The sequence below is a fragment of the Rhodococcus sp. KBW08 genome (genome assembly GCF_003852455.1).
Taxonomy (GTDB): Bacteria; Actinomycetota; Actinomycetes; order Mycobacteriales; family Mycobacteriaceae; genus Rhodococcus_F; species Rhodococcus_F baikonurensis.
In genome coordinates, this window is the sequence record NZ_QAJJ01000002.1 from 524,365 (window position 1) to 551,084 (window position 26,720).

22 protein-coding genes are annotated in these 26,720 nt (G+C 63.0%); 11 read left to right on the top strand and 11 right to left on the bottom strand.

Annotated features, from left to right (window positions below; all coding sequences use genetic code 11):
* Positions 1–15: 15 nt before the first annotated feature.
* Positions 16–1,347, bottom strand: a complete 1,332-nt coding sequence (locus DBV08_RS02820; RefSeq protein WP_095969040.1) for an anaerobic C4-dicarboxylate transporter family protein — start codon at positions 1,345–1,347, stop codon at positions 16–18.
* Positions 1,348–1,453: 106 nt separating this feature from the next.
* Here DBV08_RS02820 and DBV08_RS02825 point away from each other — a divergent pair, with 106 nt between their 5' ends.
* A complete protein-coding gene (locus tag DBV08_RS02825) occupies positions 1,454–6,001 on the top strand; it encodes an ATP-dependent helicase (protein ID WP_124566582.1) in 4,548 nt (1,515 codons plus the stop codon).
* A 48-nt stretch (positions 6,002–6,049) separates the two neighbouring features.
* Positions 6,050–6,841: a DNA-formamidopyrimidine glycosylase family protein gene (locus DBV08_RS02830; protein ID WP_124566444.1), complete on the top strand. Its 792-nt coding sequence runs from the start codon at positions 6,050–6,052 to the stop codon at positions 6,839–6,841.
* Here the strand turns inward: DBV08_RS02830 and DBV08_RS02835 are convergent.
* The gene (locus tag DBV08_RS02835) at positions 6,828–7,397 is read right to left on the bottom strand and encodes a TetR/AcrR family transcriptional regulator (RefSeq protein WP_124566445.1); all 570 of its coding nucleotides are present in this window, start codon (positions 7,395–7,397) and stop codon (positions 6,828–6,830) included. The two genes, DBV08_RS02830 and DBV08_RS02835, sit on opposite strands and share 14 nt — an antisense overlap.
* 83 nt (positions 7,398–7,480) lie before the next feature.
* On the opposite strand from DBV08_RS02835, the gene DBV08_RS02840 reads away from it, so the two are divergent.
* The 3 genes from DBV08_RS02840 (at position 7,481) to DBV08_RS02850 (ending at position 9,962) form a co-directional block, all read left to right on the top strand.
* Positions 7,481–8,422: an oxygenase MpaB family protein gene (locus DBV08_RS02840; RefSeq protein WP_124566446.1), complete on the top strand. Its 942-nt coding sequence runs from the start codon at positions 7,481–7,483 to the stop codon at positions 8,420–8,422.
* Between the two features lie 17 nt (positions 8,423–8,439).
* A complete protein-coding gene (locus DBV08_RS02845) occupies positions 8,440–8,976 on the top strand; it encodes a hypothetical protein (protein WP_003940745.1) in 537 nt (178 codons plus the stop codon).
* Between the two features lie 101 nt (positions 8,977–9,077).
* Positions 9,078–9,962 carry an aldo/keto reductase gene (locus tag DBV08_RS02850; protein ID WP_124566447.1) on the top strand — a complete coding sequence of 295 codons (885 nt, stop codon included), beginning with the start codon at positions 9,078–9,080 and terminating at the stop codon, positions 9,960–9,962.
* Between the two features lie 43 nt (positions 9,963–10,005).
* Here DBV08_RS02850 and DBV08_RS02855 read toward each other — a convergent pair whose 3' ends face one another.
* A complete protein-coding gene (locus tag DBV08_RS02855; RefSeq protein WP_124566448.1) occupies positions 10,006–10,749 on the bottom strand; it encodes a 3-hydroxybutyrate dehydrogenase in 744 nt (247 codons plus the stop codon).
* Positions 10,746–12,122 (bottom strand): MFS transporter, encoded by a 1,377-nt coding sequence (locus tag DBV08_RS02860; protein WP_095969036.1) that lies wholly within the window; start codon positions 12,120–12,122, stop codon positions 10,746–10,748. Before DBV08_RS02860 ends, DBV08_RS02855 begins: the two co-directional genes overlap by 4 nt.
* Before the next feature lie 153 nt (positions 12,123–12,275).
* Between DBV08_RS02860 and DBV08_RS02865 the strand changes: the two genes are divergently transcribed.
* Positions 12,276–13,223 (top strand): LysR family transcriptional regulator, encoded by a 948-nt coding sequence (locus DBV08_RS02865; RefSeq protein ID WP_095969035.1) that lies wholly within the window; start codon positions 12,276–12,278, stop codon positions 13,221–13,223.
* On the opposite strand, the gene DBV08_RS02870 is transcribed toward DBV08_RS02865, so the two are convergent.
* The 3 genes from DBV08_RS02870 to DBV08_RS02880 form a co-directional block, all read right to left on the bottom strand.
* A complete protein-coding gene (locus DBV08_RS02870; protein WP_095969034.1) occupies positions 13,192–13,908 on the bottom strand; it encodes a GAF and ANTAR domain-containing protein in 717 nt (238 codons plus the stop codon). The two genes, DBV08_RS02865 and DBV08_RS02870, sit on opposite strands and share 32 nt — an antisense overlap.
* 50 nt (positions 13,909–13,958) lie before the next feature.
* Complete coding sequence (locus DBV08_RS02875) at positions 13,959–14,426, bottom strand: hypothetical protein (RefSeq protein ID WP_260395261.1); 468 nt, start codon at positions 14,424–14,426, stop codon at positions 13,959–13,961.
* Positions 14,427–14,601: 175 nt separating this feature from the next.
* Positions 14,602–16,344: a glycerol-3-phosphate dehydrogenase/oxidase gene (locus tag DBV08_RS02880; protein WP_003940825.1), complete on the bottom strand. Its 1,743-nt coding sequence runs from the start codon at positions 16,342–16,344 to the stop codon at positions 14,602–14,604.
* 108 nt (positions 16,345–16,452) lie between these two features.
* On the opposite strand from DBV08_RS02880, the gene glpK reads away from it, so the two are divergent.
* Both glpK and DBV08_RS02890 read left to right on the top strand, forming a co-directional pair.
* A complete protein-coding gene (gene glpK, locus DBV08_RS02885) occupies positions 16,453–17,943 on the top strand; it encodes a glycerol kinase GlpK (protein ID WP_124566450.1) in 1,491 nt (496 codons plus the stop codon).
* A 191-nt stretch (positions 17,944–18,134) separates the two neighbouring features.
* Positions 18,135–19,550: an MFS transporter gene (locus DBV08_RS02890; protein ID WP_124566451.1), complete on the top strand. Its 1,416-nt coding sequence runs from the start codon at positions 18,135–18,137 to the stop codon at positions 19,548–19,550.
* On the opposite strand, the gene DBV08_RS02895 is transcribed toward DBV08_RS02890, so the two are convergent.
* A complete protein-coding gene (locus DBV08_RS02895) occupies positions 19,547–20,443 on the bottom strand; it encodes a LysR substrate-binding domain-containing protein (RefSeq protein WP_124566452.1) in 897 nt (298 codons plus the stop codon). The genes DBV08_RS02890 and DBV08_RS02895 overlap by 4 nt on opposite strands.
* Before the next feature lie 84 nt (positions 20,444–20,527).
* On the opposite strand from DBV08_RS02895, the gene DBV08_RS02900 reads away from it, so the two are divergent.
* Both DBV08_RS02900 and DBV08_RS02905 read left to right on the top strand, forming a co-directional pair.
* The gene (locus DBV08_RS02900; protein WP_124566453.1) at positions 20,528–21,442 is read left to right on the top strand and encodes a CoA transferase subunit A; all 915 of its coding nucleotides are present in this window, start codon (positions 20,528–20,530) and stop codon (positions 21,440–21,442) included.
* On the top strand, positions 21,439–22,224 hold the full coding sequence (locus tag DBV08_RS02905) for a CoA-transferase subunit beta (protein WP_124566454.1): 786 nt from the start codon (positions 21,439–21,441) through the stop codon (positions 22,222–22,224). Before DBV08_RS02900 ends, DBV08_RS02905 begins: the two co-directional genes overlap by 4 nt.
* On the opposite strand, the gene DBV08_RS02910 is transcribed toward DBV08_RS02905, so the two are convergent.
* Together DBV08_RS02910 and DBV08_RS02915 are read right to left on the bottom strand one after the other, a co-directional pair.
* Positions 22,205–23,386 carry a PLP-dependent aminotransferase family protein gene (locus DBV08_RS02910; protein ID WP_124566455.1) on the bottom strand — a complete coding sequence of 394 codons (1,182 nt, stop codon included), beginning with the start codon at positions 23,384–23,386 and terminating at the stop codon, positions 22,205–22,207. The genes DBV08_RS02905 and DBV08_RS02910 overlap by 20 nt on opposite strands.
* Before the next feature lie 182 nt (positions 23,387–23,568).
* The gene (locus DBV08_RS02915) at positions 23,569–24,972 is read right to left on the bottom strand and encodes an NAD(P)H-quinone dehydrogenase (RefSeq protein WP_003940987.1); all 1,404 of its coding nucleotides are present in this window, start codon (positions 24,970–24,972) and stop codon (positions 23,569–23,571) included.
* A gap of 154 nt (positions 24,973–25,126) precedes the next feature.
* On the opposite strand from DBV08_RS02915, the gene DBV08_RS02920 reads away from it, so the two are divergent.
* A complete protein-coding gene (locus DBV08_RS02920) occupies positions 25,127–25,597 on the top strand; it encodes a gamma-glutamylcyclotransferase (protein ID WP_003940753.1) in 471 nt (156 codons plus the stop codon).
* 13 nt (positions 25,598–25,610) lie between these two features.
* Here DBV08_RS02920 and DBV08_RS02925 read toward each other — a convergent pair whose 3' ends face one another.
* Positions 25,611–26,687 carry a hypothetical protein gene (locus DBV08_RS02925; RefSeq protein ID WP_185564405.1) on the bottom strand — a complete coding sequence of 359 codons (1,077 nt, stop codon included), beginning with the start codon at positions 26,685–26,687 and terminating at the stop codon, positions 25,611–25,613.
* Positions 26,688–26,720 lie beyond the last annotated feature (33 nt).

Sequence of the window (26,720 nt, forward strand, 5' to 3'; positions counted from 1 at the left end):
ACTCAGCCTCAACTCTCAGCCGAGCACCACTCCGAACAGAGCACCGGCCGCAATCGTCGTCACGGCCAAAATGATGGTCGGCAGGAAGAACGAGTGGTCGACGAGCTTGGATCCCAGCTTCGTGCTGCCCGAGAGGTCGAAGTTCGCAGCCGCGATCTGCGAACCGTTCGTCGGCAACAGATAGACACCGGCAAACGCTCCGGCCCACATTCCGCTCACCAGGCCGGGTGCAATCCCGGCTGCGAGACCGATCGGCACAATGGTCCGCGTCGCGGTCGACTGACTGGTCGTCAGTACACAGACCAGGAAGACACCGAGCGCGAAGATCCACGGCGCGGCGTTGACCCAGTCGCCGACGGTGCTCGTGATCAGCTCGGAATGGGCGCTGATGAATGTGTCCGTCAGCCATGCCAGACCGAACAGCGCGATGGCCGAGACCATACCGGCGCGGAACACGGTCGAGGACGGCACGTCGGCGACATTCGGGCGGCACACCAGCAGGATCAACGTGCCCACGACGAACATCAGCATTTCGATGATCGGTGTCATCCCCATCGGGGTACCGTCGGCGGCTTCGGGGCGAATTCCCTTGAACAGGCCGAATATCACGATAGCCAGGACGCCGGCCAGGAAGATCAGTGCCGCGTTTCGTCCGGTCTTCGTCGAGACGAGTTCGGTCTTGGACGCTGCACCCGGTCCGGCCAATTCGCCCGACTTCAACTTCGCCTGTATCTCCGGGTCGTCGTCGAGATCCTTGCCGAGGCGGTTGACCGCGATGGAGGAAAGGACGATGCCGACAACGGCAGCGGGGAAGGTGATCTTGATGATGTCGATGAGTTCGAAATCGTAAGGCGGCACGTCGGTCAGCGTGACCATTGCGGCCATCGCCGCGGACACCGGGCTACACGCCAGCGCCACGCCGGTCGAGACAACTGACAGCGACAGCGGCCGTGACGGCCGCACACCGTTCTTGTACGAGACGTCGTAGATGACGGGAAGCAGCGGGTAGAGGATGTTGGATGTACCGGCACCGACCGAGAACAGGAATGACACCAACGGCGCGATCAGCGTGATCTGTTTCGGGCGGGATTCGATCAACTTCGCTGCGATGGTGACCATCCAGTCGATACCACCGGCCGCCTGCATCATCGACGACGCAAGGACGACGGACAGGACGATGAGGAGAGCGTCGACAGGCGGACTGCCGACGTCCTCTCCGAAGACGAACACGAGGACGGCAACACCTGCGCCGCCCCACAGACCGAGCGCGACACCGCTCGATCTGGTACCCATGACAATCGCCCCGAGCACTACCGCCAGCTCGAGGACAATCTTGACTGCTTCCACCAGGCACTCGCCTTCTCGATAACAAGAGAATAGCTATAACAGGGCAAATAGTATGCTCTGCACTTCGGCTGCGGGCATGAACACGCTGTCGGTGGGAAGGGGCAATATGGTGGTCGTGACCAACGTCCTCGGTAGGTTCTCGCCCGCCACACGCGAGTGGTTCGGCGGCGCTTTCAGCGCTCCGACTGCTGCGCAGCTCGGCGCCTGGGAATCCATCGCGAGTGGCTCTCACACACTTGTCGTCGCACCCACCGGCTCCGGCAAGACATTGTCGGCGTTCCTCTGGGCTCTCGATCAGCTCGCAGCCAAGGACGAAGGCGAACGCACCACCAAAGTCCTCTACATCTCGCCACTCAAGGCGCTCGGGGTGGACGTCGAACGGAACCTTCGCGCTCCGCTGGTCGGTATCACCCAGACGGCGAAACGTCTGGGCCTCACTCCGCCCGAGATCACCGTCGGTGTCCGTTCCGGCGACACGTCCCAGGCCGATCGGCGCTCGTTGATCAAGCGGCCGCCGGACATCCTGATCACGACGCCGGAGTCGTTGTTCCTGATGCTCACCTCCGCCGCCCGGGAAACACTCGTCGGCGTCGATACCGTGATCGTCGACGAGGTTCACGCGGTGGCGGGCACCAAGCGCGGCTCACACCTTGCGCTCTCGCTGGAACGCCTGGACGGCTTGCTCGAGCGTCCGGCGCAACGCATCGGATTGTCGGCCACTGTCCGTCCGCACGAGGAGATCGGGCGGTTCCTGGCCGGTTCGGCACCCATCCGGATCGTGGCACCGCCTGCCGCCAAGACCTTCGACCTCACCGTCCGTGTTCCCGTCGAGGACATGACCGAACTGGGGATCGCGACGCCGGCCGACGGTTCCGAATCCCCCACCCCGCAAGCCGGTTCGATCTGGCCCCACGTCGAAGAACAGATCGTCGATCTCGTTCTCGACCACCGATCGTCGATCGTGTTCGCCAACTCTCGACGCCTCGCCGAACGTTTGACAGCCAGGCTCAACGAGATTCATGCAGAACGCATCGGTCTGGCCGTCGAGAAGACACCTCGCCCGCCCGCGCAGATCGGAGCTCCCACCGAGGTCAACTACGGTGCAGAACCTCTCCTTGCGCGCGCCCACCACGGATCGGTCAGCAAAGACCAGCGCGCCCTCATCGAAGACGACCTCAAATCGGGTCGATTGCGATGCGTCGTCGCCACCAGCAGTCTCGAACTCGGAATCGACATGGGCGCCGTCGACCTGGTCATCCAGGTGGAGGCACCGCCTTCGGTTGCCAGCGGACTGCAACGTGTCGGCCGCGCCGGCCACCAGGTCGGCGAAATCTCGCGAGGGGTGGTCTTCCCGAAACACCGCACCGACCTGATTCACTGCGCGGTGACCGTCGAGCGCATGGTCGAAGGCAAGATCGAGGCGATGGCCGTTCCCGCCAACCCCCTCGACATCCTTGCCCAGCAAACTGTTGCGGCCACTGCACTCGAGCCGATCGACGTGGACGACTGGTTCGAGACCGTGCGCCGAAGCGGTTCCTTTGCAACGCTTCCCCGTTCGGCCTACGAGTCGACTCTGGATCTGCTCGCCGGGCGGTACCCCTCGGACGAGTTCGCCGAATTACGTCCGCGTCTGGTCTGGGATCGCGAGTCCAACACGCTGACGGGCCGGCCGGGTTCGCAGCGTTTGGCAGTCACTTCCGGCGGTGCCATCCCCGACCGCGGGCTCTTCACGGTCTACATGGTTGGAGAGAAAGCATCACGCGTCGGCGAACTCGACGAAGAAATGGTCTACGAATCCCGGGTCGGCGACGTCTTTGCGCTCGGCGCCACCAGTTGGCGGATCGAGGAAATCACCTTCGATCGGGTCTTGGTCAGCCCCGCCTACGGCATGCCCGGTCGTCTGCCCTTCTGGCACGGCGACGGGCTCGGTCGCCCTGCCGAACTCGGACAGGCGTTGGGCCAATTCGTTCGAGAGACCGCGCTGGGTAACGAAGCCGACGTCGTCGAGCGTTGCCGCGTGGGCGGACTCGATCACAACGCCACAACCAATCTGATCCAACTCGTCGGTGAGCAGAAGACTGCCACCGGACAAGTACCGTCGGATCGCACGCTGGTGGTGGAACGCTTCCGCGACGAACTCGGCGACTGGCGTCTGGTGCTGCATTCCCCGTACGGCCAACGTGTTCACACGCCGTGGGCCCTCGCCATCGGGGCGCGCTTGCAGGAGAGATACGGCGTCGATTCCAGTCCGACGGCCTCCGACGACGGCATCATCATCCGGCTCCCCGACACCGAGAACGAGCCTCCCGGCGCCGAACTGTTCACCTTCGACGTCGAGGACATCGAAGATCTGGTCACCCAGGAGGTGGGCGGCTCTGCGTTGTTCGCCTCCCGATTCCGCGAATGTGCCGCCCGCGCACTGCTTCTCCCCCGCCGCAATCCCGGAAAGCGTGCACCGCTGTGGCAGCAGCGTCAGCGGTCCGCGCAACTGCTGGACGTCGCCCGCAAATTCCCGACATTCCCGATCCTGCTCGAGACCGTGCGCGAGTGCTTGCAGGACGTCTACGACCTGCCTGCACTGAAGGAATTGTTCGGCAAGATCGAACGGCGCCAGATCCGAATAGTCGAGGTGGAGACGCCCTCACCTTCACCGTTCGCGAGTGCTCTCCTGTTCAACTACGTGGGCGCGTTCATGTACGAGGGCGACAGCCCCCTGGCCGAGCGACGCGCCGCCGCTTTGTCCTTGGACTCCACGCTGTTGGCCGAACTCCTCGGCCGCGTCGAACTCCGCGAGCTACTCGACGCCGGAGTGATCGAGCAGGCCGAACGTGAGCTGCAACGGCTCGTCCCTGAGCGAAAGGCCAAGGACCTCGAGGGTGTTGCCGACCTCCTGCGCATGCTCGGCCCGCTGACCACCGAAGAAGTCACCGAACGCTGTCTCGAGGATCCGGTCTCCTGGCTCGACAAGTTGGTTGCGGACAAACGCGCCCTCCACGTCTCCTATGCAGGCGAGAGCTGGTGGACGGTCGTCGAAGATGCAGCGCGGCTTCGCGATGGACTCGGCGTTCCACTGCCGATCGGCGTTCCGGCGGCGTTCATCGAGCCGGTCGATCAGCCACTCGACGATCTCCTGAGCCGATACGCACGTACCCACGGACCCTTCACTCTCGCCGACGCGGCTGCACGCTTCGGTCTCGGAGTATCCGTCGCGCGTGACGTTCTCGGTCGGCTCGCGCTCGAAAAGCGTGTTCTCGAAGGAGAATTCCGTCCGTCTGCAACCGGGAGCGAATGGTGCGACGCCGAAGTCCTACGTCGCTTGCGGCGTCGCTCGCTCGCCGCGGCCCGGCAGGAGGTCGAGCCGGTCAGCACCGCAACACTCGGACGATTTTTTCCCAGTTGGCAGCATGTAGGCGGCACGCTGCGCGGAATCGACGGTGTTGCAACGGTGGTCGATCAACTTGCCGGCGTTCCGATTCCGGCGTCCGCCCTCGAATCGTTGATCCTGCCGAGCCGAGTTGCCGACTACTCCCCCGCGATGTTGGACGAACTCACGTCGACGGGTGAAGTCCTGTGGTCCGGATCGGGAGCTATCTCGGGCAAAGACGGGTGGGTGGTGCTGCACCCCGCCGACCTGGCACCGATCACGCTCAATTCGCCCGCCGACACCGACGTCTCGGAGTTGCAGAAGCGCATCCTCGACCTGCTGTCCGGCGGCGGTGCCTACTTCTTCCGCCAGTTGGTCGACGCGTTGCGAACCACGGAGTCGGCTGCGGACACGGTCGACAGTGCGGTGACGACGGCACTGTGGGAGTTGGTGTGGCTCGGACACATCGGAAACGACACCGTTGCACCGCTGCGCGCACTTCTCTCCGACACCACCCGGACAACAACAAGTCACCGATCCCCTCGACGTGTTCCGCGGGCACGTCCGTACCGCGCAATGGCGCGCGCTTCCACCCCGGCCCGCACGGGACCGGCGACCGCTTCCGGTCGGTGGTTCCAACTGCCGGCGATCGAACCGGACCCGACCATCCGGGCGCACGCCACGGCCGATCTGTTGCTCGAACGATACGGCGTCGTCACCCGCGGATCGGTGATGAGCGAGAACGTGCCGGGCGGTTTCGCGTTGATCTACAAGGTTCTGAGCACGTTCGAGGACAACGGGCGCGCTCGACGCGGATACTTCGTCGATACCCTGGGCGGCGCTCAATTCTCGACTCCTCCCGTGGTGGACCGCTTGCGCACGTTCGGTGATTCCATCGAGGGACGCCATACTTCTTCGGCTGCAGTCACTCTCGCGGCGTGCGATCCGGCAAACCCGTACGGCGCGGCGCTGCCGTGGCCGGCGTCGGGGGGCGAGGAATCACCAGGACACCGACCCGGACGAAAAGCCGGCGCACTGGTAGTTCTGGTGGAGGGTGAGTTGGTTCTGTTCGTCGAACGCGGCGGCCGCACGATCCTGACCTTCACCGACGACGGGGGCACCTTGCGGATGGCAGCACTGTCACTTGCACACAAGGTGACCTCTCGCGCCATCGACAAGTTGGTGGTGGAGAAGGTCGACGGAGAGACCATCCACGGCAACGATTTTGCTCCCGTCCTGGTCGAAGCCGGCTTCGCGGCCACCCCTCGCGGATTCCGCTTGAGATCATGATGGTTGAGAACCTGAGTGTTGCGATCGTGAAGAGTGGGGGCCGCGACCATGCCTGAGGGCGATACCGTGTGGCGGGCCGCCAACGATCTGCGCGCTGCCCTGGCGGGGAAGGTACTCACTACCTGCGATGTCCGCGTTCCTCGCTACGCCACCGTTGATCTGTCAGGTCATCGTGTGGATTCCGTCGCCAGTCGCGGAAAGCATCTGCTGATCCGCGTGGGCGAAGCGTCCATTCACACGCATCTGAAGATGGAAGGTCAGTGGCAGATTTATCGCCCCGGCGAGCGCTGGCGCAGACCCGCCCATCAAGCGCGCATCATCTTGGCCACCGAAGACTCTGTAGCAGTGGGCTTTTCACTGGGAATCACCGAGATCCTCGAACTCGGGCAGGAACAGGAGGCCGTCGGACACCTCGGACCGGACCTCCTCGGAACGGACTGGGACAGTTCCGTGGCCGTCGAGAATCTGCGCGCTGCAGACTCCGAACCGATCGGAATCGCGCTCCTGGATCAGCGGGTGATGGCCGGACTGGGCAACGTGTACCGAAACGAGATCTGCTTCCTACGAGGCATTCACCCGAGAACGCCGACACGTCTCGCCGGAAATCTCGACGCGATAGTCGACCTGTCGTTCCGCACCATCAACGTCAACAAGTCACGTCGCATCCGGGTCACGACCGGCGACACCCGTCCAGGTAGGCAGACCTGGGTGTACGGCAGACGCGGAAAACCCTGCCGCCGTTGCGGAACTCGCATCACCGAAGACACCCTCGGACCGGATCAGCTCACCGAGCGAAATATCTTCTTCTGCCCGGCCTGCCAGCCCTTCACGCCTGGTTAGCGTTGATCAGCAGCCAGACGCAGTGGCGAACAAATCGTTCGCGGTCCACGACGATCGTGCCGTCCAGATAACCGATGAACAGCGTGAACAACGCCCCGACCAGTCCGACGGCCACCAGTTGCTTGTCCACGGGGTCAGCGATCTCGGACAACTGGTCGTACACGAGGTCCACGAACGCCGGCATCGATTCGATACCGCGACCGCTCAGGACGGGTTCCGAGAGCGGAGCAATCAGGAGCACTCTCCCCATCGCCGGATCGTCGACCATGAGCTTGACGAAAGCGTCGACCGCAGCGGTGGCGACGGCCTCGGATGTAGTCTCCGACTCCACTGCCGACGCAAGCGCCGACTGCGCCCGCTCGGCGACAAACGTGTGGACCGCGACAACGTACTGATCACGATCGGTGAAGCTCTCGTAGAAGTACCGCTCGGTCAAACCGGCGGCCTTGCAGACCGCACGCACGTTGACGGCCGGACCGTCGACCGCACCGAGCAGTGTCACTCCGACGTCGAACAACGTCACCTTTCGAGTGGCCCTGCGTTCTTCGATGCTCACAACTTCCCCACTTCGCCGACACCTGATCGATTCAACTGGCTTTCAATCTTGACTACCGCTGTTGTCGATCCTAATCTGACAACATGCGTAGTCAACTTGACGACAGCAGCACCCCGGTTTCCCTCGGTCCGGATTCCCTGACCTGGAAGTATTTCGGCGACTGGCGCGGGATGCTGCAAGGCGTCTGGGCCGGTTCGATGCAGAACATGCACCCCGGGCTCGGCGCCGGAGTCGAGGAGCATTCACAGTTCTTCGACGAGCGGTGGGAACGGCTGTACCGCTCGCTGTACCCCATTGCAGGCGTGGTGTTCGACGGCGATCGCGCGCAGCAGACAGCCGAAGAAGTCCGCGGCTATCACACACGAATCAAGGGCGTCGACAAGTTGGGTCGTCGATATCACGCACTCGATCCCGACACTTTCTACTGGGCGCACGCAACGTTCTTCATGGGCACCATCGTCACGGCCGAGAACTTCTCGGGTGGCTTGACCGAGGCCCAGAAACGTCAGCTCTTCACCGAACACATTCAGTGGTATCGCCTGTACGGGATGAGCATGCGCCCTGTTCCCGAGACCTGGGAAGCATTTCAGGAGTACTGGGACCACATGTGCCGCAACGTACTCGAAGACAACAAGGCGACCCGCGACGTCCTCGACCTGTCGGGACTCGGCAAGCCCCCGTACATGACGTGGCTTCCCGATCCGTTGTGGCGGCTCGCCCGAATCCCCCTCGCCCGCGGATTCGTCTGGCTGACGGTCGGAATGTACGACCAACCCGTTCGCGACCTTCTCGGTTACTCGTGGAGTGGCCGAGACCAGAGAATCCACACCGCCGTCGGCCGGAGCGTCAACGCCGTCTTCCGTCTGGTGCCGTGGCGATACCGGTATCAGCCACGTGCTCGCGCGGGATGGGACCGAGCGAACGGCCGAATCCCCGCCGACGCACCACTGGTCCACACACCGGCGCGCAACCTGCCCCCGCTCGAGCAGCGAGATAACCCGATGCACTACAGCCCCAGGGTCTGATCTGCCATGCTCTGAACATGGAGTGGGACCTGCGAACCCTGCTGAACCGGCCGATCACTTCTCACGGTGCGCCGCTGGGACAAGAACGTGTCGCGGCGAGGACCACCGCGTACATCTACGGCAACATTCTTGTCCTCGCCGCACTCATACCGGTGACGAAATCTCAGGAATCGCTTGGCGCCGCGATTGTGGTCGGCACGGCATTGTCGACATACATCGCCCACACCTTCGCCGAAGGTGTCGGCGAGAGCATTCGCAACGATCGTCGACTGACGACCGCGGAGAGAATCGACTCGCTTCGCGATTCCGTCCCGATCCTCACCTCTGCGGTTGTTCCTGTCGTCATTCTCGCGACAGCGTGGTTCAACTTCCTGGAACCGCGGACGGCGCAGTTGATCGCGGAAATCGTCTTGATCCTGCGGATCGGTTCCACCAGTTACGTGATCAGCCGACTTCACGGCGAGAAGGTCAGTACGAACACCCATCTGGCAGCGTTCGGACTCGCCGCCGTCGCCACCCTCATAGTCGGCTTGAAGATAGTGCTCACTCATTGACCAGTCTCCCGATCGCGAATTCCCAGGCCTGAAGGGGTACTGCCGTTACCCGGCTGAACAATCACTCCCGCCCGACCAGCGCCGCCACTACCGTGGACGACATGAGCATCCCGACCCTGAAACTGAACAATGGCGTCGACATCCCCGCGCTGGGCTTCGGCGTCTACCAGACGCCGCCGGACGAAACAGTCGCCGCCGTCGAGTCCGCGCTGTCGACGGGGTATCGCCATATCGATACTGCGGCGGCCTACGGCAACGAGAAGGGCGTCGGTGAGGCGATCCGGCGATACGGCCTCGATCGCGGCGAGATCTTCGTCGAAACGAAAGTCTGGATCACCGACTACGGGTACGACGAGACTCTGCATGCCTTCGACAAGAGCGCCGGCAAACTCGGTGTCGAACAACTCGACCTCCTCATCCTCCACCAGGCGTTGCCGAGCGAGTTCGAGCGCACCATCGACGCGTACAAGGCGCTGGAAAGGCTTCTGGCCGACGGAAAGGTCCGCGCCATCGGAGTCAGTAACTTCATGCCGGATCACCTCACCCGACTCCTGGACGCAACGTCCGTGGTGCCGGCGGTCAACCAGATCGAGGTCCATCCGTACTTCCGGCAGTCGACCTTGCTCGAGGCCGACGCCGATCACGGCATTCTGTCTCAGGCATGGTCGCCGATCGGCGGAATCACGTTCTACCGCGACGGCTCCCACGGCTCGACCCTCGAGGACGCCACCATCGGCGCCATCGCGTCCGCTCACGGCAAGTCGCCTGCACAGGTGATGCTGCGCTGGCACCTCCAGCAGGGCCGCCAGGTGATCCCCAAGTCGGTGACTCCCTCGCGGATCGCGGAGAACTTCGACGTGTTCGACTTCGAACTCACCGCCGAAGAACTCTCTGCAATCGACGCACTCGACACCGGAGTTCGCGGCGGCCCCGAACCCGAAGTCATCACCCGCGAGAAGTTCGGAATCGAGATTCCCGAGGCCTGAGCCCAGCAGTTCGACCGACCAGCAACCCGACCGAACGAGTGGTCTAGCTGGCGCTCCACCCACCGTCGATGGTGTACGACGCCCCCGTCACCATCGACGCCTCGGTCGATGCCAACCAGCCCACCAGCGATGCCACTTCTGCAGGCTCGACCATCCGTTTGATCGCACTCTCGGTGAGCATCACCTTTTCGACCACTTCGGATTCGCTGATGCCGTGAACCTTTGCCTGGTCGGAAATCTGGGACTGCACGAGGGGCGTCAAGACGTAGCCCGGATTGACGCAGTTGCTGGTGACGCCGTGTGGGGCGCCCTCGAGTGCCACAACCTTCGACAGTCCTTCGAGACCGTGCTTGGCCGTGACGTACGCACTCTTGAACGCCGAAGCGCGGAGCCCGTGGACCGAGGAAATGTTCACGATGCGGCCGAAACCGTTGCGATACATGTACGGCAGGGCGGCCCGAGTGAGGAGAAACGGCGCTTCGACCATGAGGCGCTGAATCTTCCGGAAGTCCTCGACGTCGAAATCCTCGATGGGACTGACCCGTTGAATGCCGGCGTTGTTGACGAGTATGTCCGTCTCGAGTGCCAGATCCACGAGTTGGTCGGTGTCGAGGAGATCGACGGCCCACGCAGTGCCGTCGATCTCCTCGGCCAGCGACTTCGCGGCGACGTCGTCGAGATCAGCGACGGTCACACGCGCGCCGCGGGCGGCAAGGAGTCGAGCACACGCCTCACCGATCCCGCCGGCACCGCCGGTGACCAGTGCCGTTTTACCGGAGAGCGTCATGCGGACACACCGGCCCGCTCGTCGGCGAGCACTCGCGCGTCAGCGGCGTCGACGGACTCGAGCGATATTCCCTTGGTCTCCCGCGCGAAGATGACTGCGACGATGGTGACCAGGGATGCCAGCAGGAGATAGATCGCGATGGGGACCGAAGAATCGAACTTGCTCAGCAGTCCGGTCGCGATGATCGGAGCCAGTGACCCCGCCACGATCGACGTGACCTGATATCCCAGGGAGACACCGGAATAGCGCATCCGAGTCGGGAACATCTCGGCCATGATCGCGGGTTGGCCGGCGTACATGAACGCGTGGAACACAAGCCCGATGATGATTGCCGACAAGATGACTGCATTGTGCCCGCTGTTCATCATCGGGAAGGCGAAGAACCCCCACGTTCCGGCGGTGACGGCGCCGATCATGTACACCGGGCGTCGACCTATCGTGTCGGACAGCTTGCCTACCAACGGAATCACTGCGAAGTGCACGGCATGTGCCATCAGCATCCACCAGAGGATGTGCGCCGTGTCCGCATGAACGACGACCTTGAGGTAGGTGATCGAGAAGGTCACCACGAGGTAATACATGACGTTTTCGGCGAAACGCAGGCCCATCGCGGTCAACACTCCGCGCGGGTAACGCTTGACTACCTCGAAAACGCTGTACGAGGTTGCCTTGACCAGTTCCGCTTCCTTCTGTGCGGCAATGAAAATGGGAGCGTCGGTGACCTTGGTCCGAACGTAGTAGCCGACCAGAACGATGACTGCGGAGAGCCAGAAGGCAACGCGCCAGCCCCAACTCATGAAGGATTCGTCCGAGAGCGTCGATGTCAGGATCAACAGCACGACAGTGGCCACCAGGTTGCCCATCGGCACGCCGGCCTGAGGCCAGGACGACCAGAACCCGCGAGACCGATTCGGGCTGTGTTCGGCGACAAGGAGTACCGCCCCACCCCATTCGCCGCCGACGGCAAATCCTTGGATGAAGCGCAGCGTGACCAGCAGTGCCGGCGCCCAGTAGCCGATCTGACCGTAGGTCGGTAGGCAGCCCATCAGGAAGGTCGCGGCACCGACCAGCAGCAAGCTGAACTGCAGCAACTGCTTTCGGCCGAATTTGTCGCCGAAGTATCCGAAGACGATCCCGCCGAGTGGGCGTGCGGCGAATCCGACGGCGTAGGTGATGAAAGCCGCGATGATCGCATCCAACTCGTTGCCGCCGCCGGGAAAGAAGACCTTACTGAAGACCAGCGTGGCCGCCGTGCCGTACAGAAAGAACTCGTACCACTCGACGACGGTACCCGCCATCGAGGCGCCCACCACCTTCTTCAGCCCCGATGGTGGGGCTTGGCTCTCGGGCTTCGGCATGTTGTCGACGCTCATCGTGGACTCCCTCGTCTTCAGTTCGCGATTCGCCTGCTATTCACGATCAGGAATGTGACCGCTCGCACATTTTTTGTGACTCGATGAGTATCAGTGCAGATTGACGGCGCGACAATGGCAAATCTCGCACCATATAGGTGCAAAAATGCAGATATGACTTTCGGACTGAGCCCCGACGACCTACTCGTCCTTCTCGCAGTCGGCCGCACCGGCCGCTTCAACACCGCCGCGGACGACCTGGGTCTCAATCACACCACCATCTCGCGCCGCATCGCCTCACTCGAGAAGAGTCTCGGCGGTCGTGTCCTGGTTCGCTCGTCCGGCGGCTGGGAGTTGACCGACCTGGGCAGACAAGCACTCAACGCGGCCGAGCGCATCGAGGCTGCGGTGAACGAACTCGCGCTCGACTCCACCGGTCAGCAGCAACTCGACGGCGTGGTGCGGGTCTCGGCAACCGACGGATTCAGCGCGTACATCGCGGCCCCTGCCGGCGCGGCAGTTCGCAGACGCCATCCTCGCGTGAGCGTGGAGATAGTTGTCGCGACCAGAAAGGCGTCGCAGATACGCTCGGGGCTCGACATCGAGGTTGTTGTCGGCAAGCCTCAAGTTCACCGCGCCGAAGCCGTTCATCTGGCCGACTACGCGCTGGGTTTGTACGCCTCCCGCGAATATCTACGTCAGAACGCCGTTCCCGAAAGTGCCGAAGATCTGGCCGAACACTCGCTCGTGTATTTCATCGACTCGATGCTGCAGGTCGACGAACTCGATCTGGCTCGCAAGCTCACGGTTTCCATGCGCGAGGCCGTCACGTCCACCAACGTGTTCGTCCACATCGAGGCAACGCGCGCGGGTGCCGGCATCGGCCTGCTCCCCTGTTTCATGGCCGAGCAGCACGACGATCTGATTCGCGTACTGCCGGCTCACATCGAAGTCAGACTTTCGTACTGGCTGGTGGCCCGTTCGGAATCCTTGCGACGCCCGGAAGTCGCAGCGGTGGTGACGGCACTTCGAGAGACGGTGGATCGCAAGCGATCTCAACTCCTCGGCTCACCCGGGACGAACGAAGCGCTCAGTCCAGAGTCGAACGATGTTGGACGATGACCTTACGCGCCAACTCGGCGATCTTGACGTTCATGTTCTGCGAGGTTCGCACGAGAATGTCGAAGGCCTCGTCGTCGGACACACGATGCAATGCCATCAGTAGACCGACGGCCTGACCGATTTCGCGACTGCTCGCCAGGCCGCGCCGCAGCGAGTCGGCATCCTCTCCTCGGTTCAGCGCGGTGACGGCCACGGATGCAAACGACGCCAACATGATCGCGTGGTCGGCAACGGTCTCGGTGAAAGCACCCGGAGTATCCGAGAAGAGGTTGAGGGCACCGAACTTCTGACGATCGACCATCAGTCGGAACCCCATCGAGCCGCGAATGGGTGTCTCCGCCACTACCTTCCGGGCGAATTCCGGCCACTGATTCGGAGTCCGAAGGTCCGACTCGAGCTGCGGCGCCTCCGTGTCGAGAGCGTCGATGCACGGCCCCTCACCCGTGGCCCGCTCGAGATCGTCTGCGTACTCGGCAATCTCGTCGCTGGCAGCTACCGTGACGTTCGTGTTTCCCCGTCGCAGCATCAGACTTGCGTGGTCGCAACCGGGAATCAACTCGACGGCCGCCGAACAGATCGCGGAGTACACCTCGGCGCTGTCTGCCGCGGAGTAGAGAATCTCCGCCAACGCCGCGAACACTGCCTTGGGATCTGTCAGTGCTTGGTCGCGCTCAGCCATCTCCATACACCTCGGGGTCTACCGTTCATCGAATTCTTCATGGAACGGTACAAACCTTACTTACTCGAGCGGATGGGGTCGCCGCCGCTCGCCGATTGCCGCCCGTCTGCCCCCTGAAATGCCTCGGTGGCTGCGCGGTGATGCAGTCCCGTCACGGTCCTGATCTGCTTGGACACCAGGTCGTTGAGCTCGCGGTACTGCTCCTCCGTCTCCCCGGCCGGGATGTCTCTCAGAACCTCCCACATCGCGCTCTTGCCGCACAGCGCGGTCCGCATGATCTCGAGAGTCGCCAGCTTGACCAGGCGATTACGCCAGATGGCGTCGACGTGAACGAGGCGTCGGATCCGATTGACCGTCGCATCGATCTTGGAGTACCGCGGCAGCGATATGCCCTGCGTGTCCTCGATCAGCTGAAGCAGCTGTTCGATCTCGTACTCGAGCTCACGCGGCAACGAGTCCAGCTCGCCTTCAGCCCAGGCACCGTACGAGTCCGAGAGTGACCGCGAAAGTTGCAGCCCTACCATCGCTCCGCACAGGTGAGTGACCAGATAAGCGGTGGCTATGTGTTCCTCAGCAGACCTCGACCGACTACCGAACATTGGGATCCTCCTGGGCGACGCTCGACCGGTCTGTGCTGACACGGGTGGTGATTCGTCATCCGGCCTACCCACGACAGCGCGAGAGCAAACGACGGGCGACTCAGACCCGATCCGGCACCACGACGACGGGCTCGAGGATCTCGGCCCGCGACTCCGGCGCTGCGGCGCGCAAGGCATCGGCCGACTCGTCGTCCGGCTGGGTCTGTGACTCGATCTCCGCTTCGACACGTGCTCGGTAGGTGTCGACTTCACGCTCGACGGTGGCGGCATCCCAACCGAGAATCGGTGCGACCAATCCGGCGACCTGTTGCGCGCAGTTGACCCCACGATGCGGATACTCGATCGCGATGCGCATGCGGCGAGCCAGGATGTCGTCGAGGTGCAGGGCGCCCTCGGCCGCAGCCGCGTACACAGCTTCTACCTGGAGATAATCGGGCGCATCCGTGATGGGCTGCAACAACTCCGGCGTCTGGCGGCCGAGTTCGAGGACCTCGGTGATCAACGAACCGTAACGGTCGAGCAGGTGCTTGACTCGATACGGATGCAAGCCGTACTGCTCACCCAGTTGCACGGTCTGGTTGATCAACGCGAAGTAGCCGTCGGCACCGACGAGCGGCACCTTCTCCGTGATCGACGACGCCACGCGCGCGGGAATGTCTTCTGCAGCCACGTCGACGGCGTCTTCCGCCATGACCCGATACGTCGTGTACTTTCCGCCGGCGATGGCGACCAGACCGGGAGCGACCCGTGCGACGGCGTGCTCGCGCGAGAGTTTCGACGTCTCGTCGCTTTCACCGGCAAGCAGCGGACGCAGGCCGGCGTACACACCGTCGATGTCGGCGTGCGTCAACGGCGTGACCAGGACGGAGTTCACGTGGCCGAGGATGTAGTCGATATCTGCTTTGGTTGCCGCCGGATGTGCGAGATCCAGGTTCCAGTCGGTATCAGTGGTGCCGATGATCCAGTGACTGCCCCACGGAATGACGAACAGCACCGACTTCTCGGTACGCAGGATGATGGCGGCTTCACTGACGATGCGATCGCGCGGGACGACGATGTGCACGCCCTTCGACGCTCGCACCCGGAACCGTCCGCGCTGACGCGAGAGCGCCTGGATCTCGTCCGTCCAGACACCGGTCGCATTGATGACGACGTGGCCCTTGACCTCGGCCGTGCGTCCGTCTTCACAGTCGCGAACACGAACTCCCGAGACCCGGTCCGCTTCACGCAGAAATCCCACGACCTGTGTCGACGTTCGCACGACAGCGCCGTAGTGTGCGGCGGTCCGTGCGACGGTCATGGTGTGCCGAGCGTCGTCGACGACGGTGTCGTAGTACTGGATGCCACCGGTCAGCGAACTGCGCTTGAGGCTCGGCGACATGCGTAGTGCGCCCGCGCGCGTCAAGTGCTTCTGCGAGGGAACCGACTTGGCGCCGCCCATCCGGTCGTAGAGGAAGATACCCGCGGCCATGTACGGCCGTTCCCACACTCGGTGAGCCAGCGGGAACAGGAACTTCAGCGGCTTGACCAGGTGCGGAGCGAGCGTGGTCAGCGAGAGTTCACGCTCTCGCAACGCCTCACGAACGAGGCCGAATTCGAGTTGCTCGAGATAGCGGAGACCGCCGTGGAACATCTTCGACGAGCGACTGGACGTGCCGGATGCGTAGTCACGGGCCTCGACCAACGCAACCTTGAGTCCGCGGGTCGCCGCATCGAGGGCCGCCCCGACACCGACGACACCGCCGCCCACCACGACGACGTCGAATTGCTCGGTCTGAAGTTGTTCCCAAGCAGCTTCGCGCTGCTGCGGGCCGAGAAACTGCGCACCTTGCTGCTTACTCAACCCGGTCTCCTGTAAGTCGACGACGAATCCGTTTACAGGCTAGTAGCTTGATCCACATACTGCGACAGCGCACGGATTACCGCGAACGCGCCCGAACCTAGGAGCACAGTGAATCAATACATCGCCGCCATCGACCAAGGCACGACGTCGAGCCGCTGCATGATCTTCGATCACGACGGCGCCGTGGTGAGCGTTGCGCAGAAAGAACACGAGCAGATTTTCCCGCGCGCCGGTTGGGTCGAGCACGATCCGGTGGCGCTGTGGATCAACACCCGGGAGGTGGTGGCCGGCGCTCTCGCGAAGGTCGATCTCACGCGGGCCGACATCGCTGCTGTCGGAATCACGAATCAGCGTGAGACGACCGTCGTTTGGGAGCGTTCGACGGGCAAGCCGATCTACAACGCGATCGTGTGGCAGGACACGCGCACGGATCAGCTGTGTGTCGAACTGGGCGGCGACGAGGGTCCGGACAAGTACCGAGACAAGACCGGACTACCACTCTCGACCTACTTCGCCGGGCCGAAGATCCGCTGGATTCTCGACAACGTCGACGGTGCGAGAGCACAAGCGGAGGCCGGCGAATTGTGCTTCGGCACCGTCGACACGTGGATCGTGTGGAACCTGACCGACGGCGTCCACGTGACAGATGTCACCAATGCGTCACGCACGATGCTGATGGATCTCGAGACCCTCCAGTGGGACGAATCGATCTGCGCGGACTTCGGAATCCCGATGTCGATGCTCCCGGAAATCCGTAGTTCGTCCGAGGTCTACGGCACCGGGCGCCCACGTGGCAATCTCGCCGGTGTGCCGGTCGCCGGAATTCTCGGTGACCAGCAGGCAGCCACCTTCGGTCAGGCCTGCCTCTCCGAGGGTGAAGCCAAGAACACCTACGGCACCGGCAATTTCATGCTTCTCAACACGGGAACCAAGCCGGTGCACAGCAAACACGGACTGCTGACCACCGTCTGCTACAAGCTCGGCGAGGCGCCTGCCGTCTACGCACTCGAAGGCTCCGTCGCGGTGACGGGTTCCTTGGTCCAATGGCTTCGAGACAACCTCGGAATCATTCAGAACGCCAAGGACATCGAGCCGCTCGCCGCGAGTGTGGACGACAACGGCGGCGCCTATTTCGTGCCCGCGTTCTCCGGACTTTTCGCACCTCGGTGGCGACCGGACGCTCGGGGTGTCATCGTCGGCCTGACACGCTTCGTCAACAAGGGCCACATTGCCCGCGCTGCGCTCGAGGCGACGGCGTACCAAACCCGTGAGGTCATCGACGCCATGCGAGCGGATTCGGGCGTCGAACTGTCCGCACTGAAGGTCGACGGCGGCATGGTGGTCAACGAAACCCTGATGCAGTTCCAGTCGGACATCCTCGGAGTTCCCGTCATCCGTCCTGTGGTCAACGAAACGACAGCGCTCGGCGCTGCCTACGCAGCGGGCCTCGCCATCGGTTACTGGGCGGACACCGACGACATCCGCAACAACTGGGCCGTCGGCCAGACCTGGGAACCGGCGATGGACGAGTCCGAACGGGCACGGCTGTACGCGGAGTGGAACAAGGCCGTCGAGAGAACGTACAACTGGTCCGAGTAACCACCCAGATCACTCGGGCTAGCTCAGACGTCTTCCATACCGGAAAAGCTGATCCTGGTCGCCTATTGATACTTCAGAGGTATCAATAGGCGACCAACTTGGTATTGGACGTGACCTACACCACTCTGCGAATCTCATTCAGGCGCGCCACGTTTCGGCGCCACGAATGATGCAGAGAAAGGTCGCCACGCATGAGTTCACCCACTCGCAGTTCCGAGGAGATCAACGCCAAGGCCCGAAGAGCCGGTATCGCTTCGTTCATCGGAACCACTATCGAGTGGTACGACTTCTACATCTACGGCACCGCGGCTGCCCTGGTATTCGGCGACATCTTCTTCTCCGACACGCTCCCGAGCGGAGTCGGAACGCTCCTCGCCTTCATCACCCTCTGGGCAGGCTTCCTCGCCCGGCCCATCGGGGGGATCATCTTCGGTCACCTCGGCGACCGGATCGGACGCAAGAACACTCTCGTCATCACCTTGATGATGATGGGCGTCGCCACCGTCGGCATCGGACTCCTCCCCACCTACACACAGGTCGGGATCTGGGCGCCGATCGGCCTGGTCACCCTTCGCGTCATCCAAGGAGTCGCGGTCGGCGGCGAGTGGGGCGGAGCAGTGCTCATCGCCAGCGAGAACGCGCCCAAGGGGAAGAGCATCCTCTACTCCGCGTTCGCTCAACAAGGCTCACCCGCCGGGAATCTGTTGGCCACCATCGCATTCTTCTTTCTGTCCGCGATGCCGACGCCGTCGTTCCTCCTGTACGGATGGCGCATCCCGTTCATCATCTCGGCGGTCCTGGTCATTCTCGGGATGATCATCCGCCTCAAACTCGAAGAGTCCGAAGAGATGAAGGCCGTTCTCGCCCGCAAGAAAGTCGTCAAGCTTCCACTCGCCGAAGTATTGCGCAAGCATTGGGTACTGGTTCTTCTCGGCGCCGGCGCACTCCCCCTCGCTCAGGTCACCTACTTCAAGAACACCTTCGCATTGTCCTGGGCTACAAAAGAACTGGGATACGATCGAGGTACCTTCCTGGCCGCCATTGCGATCGCGCTTGTCGTGCAGTTCATCGTCCAACCTTTCGGTGCCGTCCTGGTCTCCAAGATCGACATGCGAAAAGCCATGTGTCTGATGGTGATACCGGAGTTCGTACTCATGCCCGCGATGTTCTTCGCGATCCGAACCGGGAACTTCACCATCGCGGTCGTCGCAATGTGCCTGGCCACGATCCCGCATTCGATGTTCTACGGCGCCATCGCCGGCGTTCTCGCCCGCGCCTTCCCCGCCAACATCCGTTACACCGGACTGTCGACGGCGTACCAATTGTGTTCCCTCGTCGTCGGCGGCGGAACTCCGGTACTGGCGCAGTGGATGCTCAACACGTCCGGCAACATCGTCGGGGTCGCGATCGTGTCCGGGCTGTACGCCCTTGTCTCGCTGATCTGCACCCTTCTGCTGCTCCGCCGCACCGGGTACAACGCGGGCGAACTGTCGACGGCCGAGCAGGCGGATCACGACGAGCTCGAACTCGAGAACACTCGTGCCGCTACGTCGAACTCACCGCAATCCGAAGCGGGTGAAATCGCTACCGGTCGGGCAACCGTCTAGGCCAGGGACGGCAGCGCCTGCTCGGACAATTTCAGCACTTCGAGAAGAGCAGGTCTGTCGTCTCCCTCTCGCCAGGCGATACGCAGTTGAAGAGGAGGAGGTGGATCCATGACGGGAACAAAGACCACATCCGGGTTCACGATGCTCCGGGCCACCAAGGAAATCGTCAACGAGCATCCGATTTCTGCGGACACCAACGCGATCAACGACATCGAATCGGGTGCCGTCTGGACGATCCGAGCCAGAAACCCGGCGTTCTTCGACGCAGTGAGCAGTGACTCTCGGAGAATCGAACCTGGTTCCGCCGGCAGCGTCACCCAATTCTCGGACTCCAATTCGATCAACCGAACCGATTCCCTCGACGCCAACGGATGGTCTTTCGACATGGCCACCAGAAAGTCCTCCTCGGCGATCAATCTCGACGTGATCCCGAGCGGTGGGACAGTCCACCGGACCATCCCGATGTCGAGTCGTCGATCGAGCAACATCAACAACGCTTCGTTCGCGAAAGCGGAACTGTCGAGCACGAATTCGATACCTGGATTGGTCTTTCTCACCAATTTCGCCCACCGCCCGACGAGCAGGTGCGAAGAGGTTCCCGCAAAGCCCAGGCGAACGCGACCTGTCGTTCCCTTGCCTGCCGCCGACACCGCGATCTCGGCCATCCGGCACGCGTCCAGAATCTCGCGCGCCGGAAGCAGCAGCGCTTCACCGGCAGCAGTGAGCCGCACAGTTCGAGTACTTCGATCGAACAACGGCGAACCGAGCTGTTTCTCGAATTGCCGGATCGTTCGACTCAGCGGCGGTTGCGCAATCCGAAGCCGCTGTGCCGCACGGCCGAAATGTAGCTCCTCAGCCACCGCGAGAAATGCGTTGATCTGATGAATTTCCACCCGACATTGTTGCGCCACACCGGCCGAACATGTCAAGTTTCCGAAACCGACCGAGTGCGCGAGAGAACAAGAAGAGGTACACCCGTGGACAAGACCCTCTCGATGACAGAGGCCATCGGCCGATACGTCGAAGACGGGATGACCGTTGCGCTGGAGGGATTTTCGCATCTCATTCCTTTTGCGGCGGCGCACGAGATCATCCGGCAAGGCAGGAAGGACCTCACGCTCTGCCGGATGACGCCGGACATCGTTTCCGATCAACTCGTCGCCGCCGGCTGCGTCCGAAAGCTGGTTGCCTCGTTCTTCGCCAGCGGCTCCGCAGGTTCCCTGTACGAGTTACGCAGACGCATCGAGAACCAGGACCCGCTCCCCCTCGCAGTCGAGGAATACAGCCACTACGGCATGGTGTGCCGGTATCAGGCGGGAGCCGCCAGGCTCCCCTTCTTCCCGCTGCGGTCGTACGCCGGTAGCGATCTACCCGCGCTCAACCCACAACTGCGACTCGTCGAGGATCCGTACGGCGGCGGGAGCGTCTACGTTGTGCCGCCCCTGAATCCGGATGTGACGATCATCGGCGCACAGCGAGCGGACTCGTCCGGGAACGCGCAGATCTGGGGCATCGCCGGGGTGCAGCAGGAAGCCGTGTACGCCGCGAAGAAGGCGATCGTCGTTGTCGAAGAACTGGTCGACGACGAGGTCATCAGGTCAGACCCGAGCCGAACTCTGATTCCCTCGCACGCAGTCGACGCAGTTGTGGTCTGCCCGCGCGGCGCGCACCCGTCGTACGCACAGGGATACTACGACCGCGACTGCGGCTTCTACCGACGCTGGACCGAGATTTCCAAAGATCCTTCGCTGCTGAGAAATTGGCTCGACGAATGGGTGTACGCACTTGGCGATCACGATGAATATCTCGCCAAGCTCGGAGCAGACTACTGGTCGGATCTCGAGGTCGGATCAAAACTCTCCACACCTGTCGACTACGGGAGCAGACTATGACCACTACGATTGTCAGCAGTAACACCACCTCGACCGAAACGATCGTCGCCGTCGCGGCACGCGAGTTGGCGGGTAAGCGCCGGGTTTTCGCCGGAGTCGGACTCCCCACGCTCGCAGTCGATCTCGCGCGGCACACGTCGAATCCGGACGTCGAACTGATCTACGAATCCGGAGTGTGCGGCGCGCATCCTTCGGCCATGGCCGAAGGTATCGCCGACTCCGTCGTGGTCTCCGGTGCCGAATCCGTGCTCAGTATGGCCGCGCTCTTCGGTTATGTCCTACAAGGCGGCAACGTCGACGTCGGATTTCTCGGGGCCGCTCAAATCGATCGAACGGGAAGTCTGAACACAAGCTTCATCGGTGACTGGAAGAACCCGACGGTCAGACTTCCCGGAGCGGGAGGGGCAGTCGAGATCATCGCGAACGCCGCCGAGATCTTCGTAGTGATGCGCCGCCACGACCTCAGTTCCTTCCCCGCCGAGCTCGACTTCTGCACCTCACCAAGCCCCGCTCGCGCCTTCGCCAGCGGAAAGGGCATCATGCCGGCAGGTGCAGGAGTGACCAAGGTGTTCACCAACCTCGGTGTCCTGACACACCAGGGCCCCGGCGGCGAGTTGGAGCTGACCAGTGTCCACGAAGGCGTCTCGGTCGATCAGGTGCGAGAGTCGACGGGATGGGATCTGGCCGTCGCCGACCACGTCACTGTCACCACCCCGCCGTCCGGCGCGGAAATCGATCTGCTCCGCAACACTATCGACAAGGTCAGGCTGTACCTGAGGTGACACTGTCCCGGAGCCTGCCGACAGCATCGATCAGCACGGCCTCGGGATACGTCGCGAAACACAATCGAGCGCTTCGACGGAGGTCCGCCTCGACCGCGAAGGCCGTGCCCGGGACAAATGCCACGCCGTGCTCCAGCGCGACCCCCAGGAGTTCGGTGGTGTCGACGTCGCCGAGGAAATCCATCCAGCAGAACATGCCGCCGCGGACCTCGGAAAAGCGTGCCAGGCCACCCAATTCTGCCTCGGCAGCGGCAACCAAGGCCTTGGCTCTGGCGCCGTATCCCTCGCGGAGCATGTCGAGGTGCGTTTCGAACCACTCGAGGTCCGAGAAGAGATCTGCGGTGATCTGCTGAGTGAGGGAAGAACCGCACAGGTCAGCGCCTTGCTTGATCAGTTCGACCGCTTCGCAGACCTTCCGGTCACCGTGCAGCCAGCCGACTCGCAGCGCCGGCGCCAACACCTTGGAGGCACTGGACAGCCGAATCACCCTGTCCGACAGCGCCGCCAGCGGCGCGGGCGGTTGCTCGCCGAAGTACAGTTCGCCGTACGGGTCGTCCTCGAGAACCCAAAATCCATATCGGTCGGCCAGGGCAGCCAGGTGCGTTCGGCGCTGCGCCGAGAGCACCGCGCCCCGCGGATTGTGGAAATTACTGACGGTGTGAACAACTTTGGGTCGAAGACCGGCGTCGAGTTTCGCTTCGAGTGCGGCGGTGTCCATCCCGTCCTCGTCCAGCTGGACCGGAACGAGACGAGCCTGCGCCGTTCGAAAAACTTGCAGCGCACCGGTATATGCCGGCTCCTCCACGACCACGACGTCACCGGCGTCGAGGAGGACCTGCGCGAGCAAGCTCAAACCTTGCTGAGAACCGTGGGTGATCACAACTTCGGACACGTCGAGTGCCCGCCCGATCTTGGAGGATTCGCGCTCGGCGATCACCTCACGGAGGCGCCGCAGGCCGGACGTCTCGCCGTATTGAACGGACGACGGGTCACCGAGTGCGTCGTGGGCTGCCTTCGAGATTCGTTCCCGCGGAATGAAATCGGCGTCGGGCAGTCCGCCGGCCAAGCTGATGACGTCGGGCCGGGCAGTCAGGGTGAGCAGATCGCGAATTGCAGAACTACGGAGTCCGTCCATACGAGCGGACAGCGCGGCGTGTGTCATGTGAAGCTCCCAGGCACGCAGAATGATGGGTCAGAGGAAAAACACCCTGAGCCGTCCTGGGTCAACGGGGCGGGAGAGCGCCGAGATACCGACCCTTGATTCGGTCGGCATCTCGACTATCTCACCAATGCTTCAGTATGTGAAACGAAGGTCTCACATTGTAAGAAGACTCTGGTCTGTTCTCAGTCCAGGTCGTCGTGCCGCATGAGCTGACGAGCAGCCTCGGTGATCGATCCGGTCAGCGACGGGTACACCGAGAACGTCTGAGCCAGGTCGTTGACCGTCAGGTTGTTCTGTACGGCGATCGCGATCGGCAAGATCAGTTCCGAAGCGGTGGGTGCGACCACGACACCGCCGATGACCACGCCGGTAGCTGGGCGGCAGAAGATCTTCACGAAACCGCGGCGCAGACCGGACATCTTGGCGCGCGGGTTGGTGTTGAGCGGCAACATGACGGTGCGAGCGGGCACCTCTCCGTTGTCGATCGCTGCCTGCGAAACACCCACCGTTGCAATTTCCGGGCGCGTGAAGACGGCCGACGCGACGGTCTTCAACTTGATCGGGCTGACGCCTTCACCGAGTGCGTGGTACATCGCGATGCGTCCCTGCATCGCAGCCACCGACGCGAGCGGGAGCAGTCCGGTGCAGTCACCGGCGGCGTAGATACCGGAAACCGTGGTGCGCGAAACCCTGTCGACACGCAGGTACCCACCCTTGTCCAACTCGATGCCGACCCGCTCCAGGCCGAGACCGTTGGTGTTGGGGACGGAACCGACGGTCATCAAGGCGTGGCTTCCTTCGACCGTGCGGCCGTCGGAGAGCTTGACGACGATGCCCTTCTCGGTGCGCTCGACGGCGTCTGCACGGGCGTGCTTGACGAGAGTGACACCGCGCTCGGCGAGGGCGTCCTCGAGCACGAGCGCCGCATCGGCATCCTCGCCGGGCAGAACACGGTCACGGCTGGACACGAGCGTGACCTTGACGCCCATCTCGGTGTACGCGGAGACGAACTCGGCACCGGTGACACCGGAACCGACCACAACCAGGTGCTCGGGCAGCTCGTCCAAGTCGTAGAGCTGACGCCACGTCATGATTCGCTCACCGTCGGGCTCGGCTCCCGGGATGATGCGGGGGCTGGCGCCGGTGGCGATCAACACGACGTCTGCGTCGATGGTCTTCTGCTCGCCGCTTCCGAGTGTCGCGCGAACCTGGTGTGCTGCCATGCCGAGGAGCGGATCGGTCAGTTCGGCGGTGCCGGAGAGAACCTCGACGCCCACCGTCTGCAACCGTGCGCGAATGTCCGAGGACTGGGACAGCGCGAGACTCTTGACACGGGAGTGGATCTTCGGCAGTGACACCGAAGCCTGCTCCGGGTCCAGAGTGATGCCGAGGTCGGATGCACGACGCATGTCGGTGCGGATTCCGGTGGACGCGATGAATGTCTTCGACGGAACACAGTCGAACAGCACACACGCACCGCCGACGCCGTCCGAATCGACCAGGGTGACCGTGGCCCCGTGCTGCGCGGCTACCAGTGCCGCCTCGTAGCCGGCGGGTCCGCCACCGATGATCACGATCCGGGTCATGTGTCCTCCAAGTCCTCGCGTGGCCGGCAGGGGTCTCCCGTCGACCAGTGTCACGCTATTCGAGCACCACGTGTCGCGCAGTGCTTGTACCAGATTACTTGCGTCCGGTGGTCCGCTTCGCCACACCCTCGGACCACGGTTTAGGCTTGCGCCCGTGTCGATTTATGCCGCCTACGGTTCCAACATGCATCCCGAGCAGATGTTGTTGCGCTGCCCACACTCGCCCATGTCCGGGACAGGGTGGCTGCGAGGCTGGCGCCTGACCTTCAGCGGCGAGGACCTCGGCTGGGAGGGGGCTCTCGCCACCGTGGTCGAAGACCCCGACTCCAGTGTTTTCGTGGTCCTCTACGACGTCCCGGAAGAGGACGAAGTGAGTCTGGACCGCTGGGAAGGTGCCGAACTGGGACTGCACCGCAAGATCCGAGTGCGGGTCGACACGGCGGGCGACGCGGTACTTGCGTGGCTCTACGTCATGGACGCGTACGAAGGTGGACTGCCGTCGGCCCGCTACATCGGCGTGATGGCCGACGCCGCCGAAATCGCCGGAGCGCCGGCCGAGTATGTACGAGAGTTGCGGACGCGCAACAGCCGCAACGTCGGTCCGGGTAACGGAGTGACCGACTAGAGTGCACGCCTGCTCACAGCAGCAGGAAATACGCGAGTACTGCCAGTGCTGCGAGTACGACCGCAATCGTCAGGCCGACGAGAATACGCTTCGAACCGCGCGACTCCGATTCGCCTGAGACAACTGCAGTTTCCGGCTCCACTGTTGCCACCCCGGCTACGGTTTCAGCCGCCACCTTCTCGCGTCCCAGGGTGTCGAACACCTCGGTGACGTCGTGTGAAGGCGGCAATCCGATCGGCACGATCGTGTGCGACGTCGAGGTGAATCCGGCAGCGAGGATCGCGGCCCCCAGCGCGGCGGACTGCTCGGGTCCTGGACCGAGTTCACATCGGACACCGAGCTTTTCGGCGATACCGGCAGCTATGGACATCATGGCTGCTTTGTCTGTCGCCGGCTCCCCGTCACCGGTGACGACGACGGCGTCCAGGTTCTCCGGCATCCAACCGAATGCACCCAGTGCCGTCGCGAGGCGTGAACTCGGCGAACTCCCGTCGCCCGCAAAGCCGAACGCGCGGCCGGCCGCGACACCAGAACGCACCAGCGTAACTGCTGCCCCGGTGTCGTCTACGTGATAAATGCCGATGAGCGTGCCGGCGAGCGCTGCGATTTCCGACTCGAACCACGCCGACACAGCCTCGGCATCCGAGACGAGTGTGACCCGCTCGAGGCCCGCGTAGACCAGGGAGTCCTTCATGAGGGCAGCAGTGGACGAGTCCCAGCGCGACGGGTACGTGGCGACGATGTCGGGGGCTCCCCCGCTCCGCCCACCACGATCGGGCAGCGGTTCGCATTCCTGCAACAGACAGCGAATCGAGGTCGCCACCAAATCCTCGGCGCGGTAACGAGTATCGGCCGTTCCAGCGACGCCGCTCGGGTCCCCGACGCGGCCGACAAAGCCTGACCAGCTCTCGGCGAACTCACGGCCGGCGCCCAGTTGCTCGGTGCCGCCGAGCACCGTCGTTCCGTCCTTGCGTTGATTGAGGATCGTGTCCCTGACCAATACCACCGGATCAGCCGAACCCGGATCGTTCGACGCAACGACAGCCGTCGACACCAATGTGCCGATTCGCACTCCCACACCTATGGACATGCCCGTACCTTCACTCGAACGACACGAAAAACG

What these genes read in the sequence shown, in the direction of transcription:
- DBV08_RS02825 (WP_124566582.1), top strand. Translation starts at nt 1,454, where the DNA reads ATGGTGGTCGTGACCAACGTCCTCGGTAGGTTCTCGCCCGCCACACGC.
- DBV08_RS02830 (WP_124566444.1), top strand. Translation starts at nt 6,050, where the DNA reads ATGCCTGAGGGCGATACCGTGTGGCGGGCCGCCAACGATCTGCGCGCT.
- DBV08_RS02840 (WP_124566446.1), top strand. Translation starts at nt 7,481, where the DNA reads ATGCGTAGTCAACTTGACGACAGCAGCACCCCGGTTTCCCTCGGTCCG.
- DBV08_RS02845 (WP_003940745.1), top strand. Translation starts at nt 8,440, where the DNA reads ATGGAGTGGGACCTGCGAACCCTGCTGAACCGGCCGATCACTTCTCAC.
- DBV08_RS02850 (WP_124566447.1), top strand. Translation starts at nt 9,078, where the DNA reads ATGAGCATCCCGACCCTGAAACTGAACAATGGCGTCGACATCCCCGCG.
- DBV08_RS02855 (WP_124566448.1), bottom strand. Translation starts at nt 10,749, where the DNA reads ATGACGCTCTCCGGTAAAACGGCACTGGTCACCGGCGGTGCCGGCGGG.
- DBV08_RS02860 (WP_095969036.1), bottom strand. Translation starts at nt 12,122, where the DNA reads ATGAGCGTCGACAACATGCCGAAGCCCGAGAGCCAAGCCCCACCATCG.
- DBV08_RS02865 (WP_095969035.1), top strand. Translation starts at nt 12,276, where the DNA reads ATGACTTTCGGACTGAGCCCCGACGACCTACTCGTCCTTCTCGCAGTC.
- DBV08_RS02870 (WP_095969034.1), bottom strand. Translation starts at nt 13,908, where the DNA reads ATGGAGATGGCTGAGCGCGACCAAGCACTGACAGATCCCAAGGCAGTG.
- DBV08_RS02875 (WP_260395261.1), bottom strand. Translation starts at nt 14,426, where the DNA reads ATGGTAGGGCTGCAACTTTCGCGGTCACTCTCGGACTCGTACGGTGCC.
- DBV08_RS02890 (WP_124566451.1), top strand. Translation starts at nt 18,135, where the DNA reads ATGAGTTCACCCACTCGCAGTTCCGAGGAGATCAACGCCAAGGCCCGA.
- DBV08_RS02905 (WP_124566454.1), top strand. Translation starts at nt 21,439, where the DNA reads ATGACCACTACGATTGTCAGCAGTAACACCACCTCGACCGAAACGATC.
- DBV08_RS02910 (WP_124566455.1), bottom strand. Translation starts at nt 23,386, where the DNA reads ATGACACACGCCGCGCTGTCCGCTCGTATGGACGGACTCCGTAGTTCT.
- DBV08_RS02915 (WP_003940987.1), bottom strand. Translation starts at nt 24,972, where the DNA reads ATGACCCGGATCGTGATCATCGGTGGCGGACCCGCCGGCTACGAGGCG.
- DBV08_RS02925 (WP_185564405.1), bottom strand. Translation starts at nt 26,687, where the DNA reads ATGTCCATAGGTGTGGGAGTGCGAATCGGCACATTGGTGTCGACGGCT.